Genomic DNA, 3,378 nt, shown 5'->3' with positions numbered 1-3,378 from the left:
TTTGCGCTGGCTGGTTTACGCTGTGGTTTTACGCTGGCAAACGAAGACATTATTCAGGCACTGATGAAGGTCATTGCGCCTTACCCAATCCCTGAGCCAGTCGCACAAATTGTGACCCAGGCACTTAGCGAAGAAAACGTGGGCCGTATGCGCGAACAGGTAAGCTATCTGAACAACGAACGCGACGCCCTTCGCACTGCCCTTGGCGCCCTGCCTGGCGTTACGCTGATGGGTGATGTAAAAGCCAACTATATATTGTTCCGTCACCCGCAAAGCAGCGACATCATGCAATATTTAGTCAGCGAAGGCATGCTCATTCGCGATCAGTCCAAGCAACTGAATTTACAACACTGTTTGCGCGTTACCGTTGGCAACGCCGAACAAAATCAGCGACTACTGTCGCTGCTGAACACCTTTTTTCAACAAACAGGAGCCCAGTCATGAGTCAGCAAGCCATTTTATTTATCGACCGTGACGGCACATTGGTAGAAGAACCGCCTATCGATAAGCAGTTAGACACACTGGAAAAGCTGGTCTTCGAACCCCAGGTGATTCCCGTATTACTTAAGCTGAAAGCGGCAGGCTACAAGCTGGTTATGGTAACCAACCAGGATGGCTTGGGTACCGACAGCTTCCCGACCGCGGATTTTGAAAAGCCACACAATGCCATGATGGCCATCTTCGAAAGTCAGGGTGTGACCTTTGACGACGTGCTGATTTGCCCTCACTTCGACGCCGACAATTGCACCTGCCGCAAGCCTAAACTGGGCATGGTGAAAGACTATCTGCAACAGGGTAAAGTCGATTTCACCCGCTCAGCTGTAATTGGCGATCGTCTGACTGACATCCAGCTAGCTGAGAACATGGGTATTGTAGGTATTCGCTACGACCGCGAAACGCTGAACTGGCCAATGATTGAAAAGCAACTACTGGCCTCTGCCCGCATTGCCGAAGTCACCCGCACCACGTCTGAAACCGACATCCATGTGCGTGTAGATTTAGACTCAGCAGCTAAATCCAGTATTCACACCGGCATTGGCTTTTTCGACCACATGCTCGACCAGATTGCCACTCATGGCGGCTTCGAACTGCAGGTAAAAGTAGATGGCGATTTACACATCGACGATCACCACAGTGTTGAAGACACCGCACTGGCATTAGGCGAAGCACTGAAAAAAGCCCTTGGCAATAAACGTGGTATTGGGCGCTTTGGTTTCGCGCTGCCCATGGACGAGTGCCGGGCAGAATGCATTATGGACATTTCCAACCGCCCTTACCTTAAGTTCGAGGCTGATTTCAGCCGTGACCAGGTTGGTGAAATGGCCACTGAAATGGTAGAGCACTTCTTCTATTCGCTGTCGCAAAGCATGGGGCTTTCCTTGCATTTGTCGACCACTGAGGGCAATGCTCACCATCAGGTAGAAAGCTTATTCAAAGTGTTTGGCCGCGCATTGCGCCAGGCAATTACGCGCCAGGGTGACGCCCTGCCAAGCAGTAAAGGAGCCCTGTAATGTCACAACAAACCATTGTGATCGTAAACACCGGCTGTGCGAACATTTCATCGGTAAAGTTTGCGCTGGAACGCTTGGGTGTGGCGGTTACCGTGTCTGACGACCCGGCTGTCATTAAAGCGGCCGACAAAGTGTTTCTGCCTGGCGTAGGCAGCGCTGGCGCAGCCATGAAAAGCATTACCGGAAAAGACCTTATTCCAACGCTGCAGCAACTCACGCAACCAGTACTGGGGGTTTGTCTTGGTATGCAATTAATGGTTCAGCAGTCTGATGAAGCCACCAGCGGCACCATTGATTGCCTGAAGCTGATGCCGGGCGAAGTGACCCGCCTGAAAGCTGGCGACTTACGCCTGCCTCACATGGGCTGGAACACAATTACGCCGAAGGCTGATTCACCGCTATTTGCCGGTATTGGTGCAGGCACCTATTTCTACTTCGTGCACAGCTTTGCTGTACCCGTGTATGAGCATACGCTGGCATCGTGTGAGTACGGCCAGCCCTTCTCGGCGGCGATTCAGCACAATAATTTCTTCGGTGTGCAATTCCACCCTGAGCGCTCTGGTGAAGCCGGTGCACAACTGTTAACTAACTTTGTGAACATGTAATGATTATTCCAGCAATTGATTTAATAGACGGCGCAGTCGTTCGCCTTTATCAGGGCGACTACAACCAGAAAACTCAGTACACCTTAGCGCCGGTTGATGTAGTGCATAGCTATGCCGACCAGGGTGCAGAATGGTTGCACATTGTGGACCTGACCGGTGCTAAAGACACCAGCAAGCGTCAGCTTACCCTGATCAAACAAATGGTCGACACCAAGCGAATGAAGTTTCAGGCTGGTGGCGGTATTCGCAGTGAGCAGGAAGTCGCTCAGCTGTTAGAGTCCGGCGTAAGCCGCGTGGTCGTTGGTTCATTGGCGGTAAAGGAAACGGCACTGGTAAAGAGTTGGGTTGAGAAATACGGTCCTGAACACATTGTACTGGCCCTTGATATCAACATTGACGAACAAGGTAACAAGTTTATTGCCACCCACGGCTGGCAGGAAAACTCGGGAGTGTCACTGGAACAAATCCTGGGTGAGTTTGCTGAAGTCGGCGCAAAACATGTTCTGTGCACCGATATCAGCCGTGACGGTACCTTGCAGGGCTCTAACGTGGCGCTGTACACCGAAGTGTGCAAACAGTTTCCGGCAGTAAGCTGGCAGGCCTCCGGCGGCATTGGTTCGCTGGACGACATTCGTGCCTTACGCCCTACTGGCGTCGGCGGCGTGATTTTAGGCCGGGCGTTACTGGAAGGTAAATTCAACGTTGAGGAGGCTATCGCATGCTGGCAAAACGGATAATTCCTTGTTTGGATGTACGCGATGGCAAAGTGGTTAAGGGCGTACAATTTCGCAACCACGAAATCATTGGTGACATCGTACCGCTGGCGGAACAATACGCGAAAGCCGGTGCAGACGAGCTGGTGTTTTACGATATTACCGCCAGCTCAGACCAGCGTGTGGTAGACAAAAGCTGGGTAAGTCGCATTGCGCAGGTCATTGATATTCCGTTCTGCGTGGCCGGTGGTATCAAGTCAGTTGAAGATGCGGGCCGCATCCTTGAAATGGGTGCCGACAAGATTTCCATTAACTCACCAGCGCTGACTAACCCGGACCTGATCAACGAGCTACACGATGTGTACGGGCAGCAGTGCGTAGTTATTGGTATCGACAGCTTTTACAACAAAGACAACAACCAGTACGAAGTGTACAAGTTTACCGGCGACGAGAGTCGCACTCAGCAAACCGCCTGGCAAACACTGGACTGGATTAAAGAAGTGCAGCAACGTGGTGCCGGTGAGATCGTACTGAACTGTATGAACCAGG

The 3,378-nt window shown here is 51.7% G+C and carries 5 protein-coding genes; all 5 read left to right on the top strand.

Annotated elements, in window-relative coordinates:
- The coding region (locus tag AC4MRN_RS20185; protein WP_491204330.1) for an aminotransferase class I/II-fold pyridoxal phosphate-dependent enzyme at positions 1-444 on the top strand (444 nt) is incomplete at its 5' end.
- A complete protein-coding gene (hisB, locus tag AC4MRN_RS20180) occupies positions 441-1,511 on the top strand; it encodes a bifunctional histidinol-phosphatase/imidazoleglycerol-phosphate dehydratase HisB (protein WP_073322699.1) in 1,071 nt (356 codons plus the stop codon). The genes AC4MRN_RS20185 and hisB, both read left to right, overlap by 4 nt.
- Positions 1,511-2,116: an imidazole glycerol phosphate synthase subunit HisH gene (gene hisH / locus AC4MRN_RS20175; RefSeq protein WP_491204329.1), complete on the top strand. Its 606-nt coding sequence runs from the start codon at positions 1,511-1,513 to the stop codon at positions 2,114-2,116. Before hisB ends, hisH begins: the two co-directional genes overlap by 1 nt.
- Positions 2,116-2,853 carry a 1-(5-phosphoribosyl)-5-[(5-phosphoribosylamino)methylideneamino]imidazole-4-carboxamide isomerase gene (gene hisA, locus AC4MRN_RS20170; protein WP_073322703.1) on the top strand — a complete coding sequence of 246 codons (738 nt, stop codon included), beginning with the start codon at positions 2,116-2,118 and terminating at the stop codon, positions 2,851-2,853. The genes hisH and hisA overlap by 1 nt, the downstream gene beginning before the upstream one ends.
- On the top strand, positions 2,835-3,378 hold a 544-nt coding region (hisF, locus tag AC4MRN_RS20165; RefSeq protein ID WP_491204328.1), incomplete at its 3' end, for an imidazole glycerol phosphate synthase subunit HisF. The genes hisA and hisF, both read left to right, overlap by 19 nt.

The organism is Marisediminitalea sp., from assembly GCF_984433645.1.
This window is presented reverse-complemented; position numbering and strand designations above follow the sequence as displayed.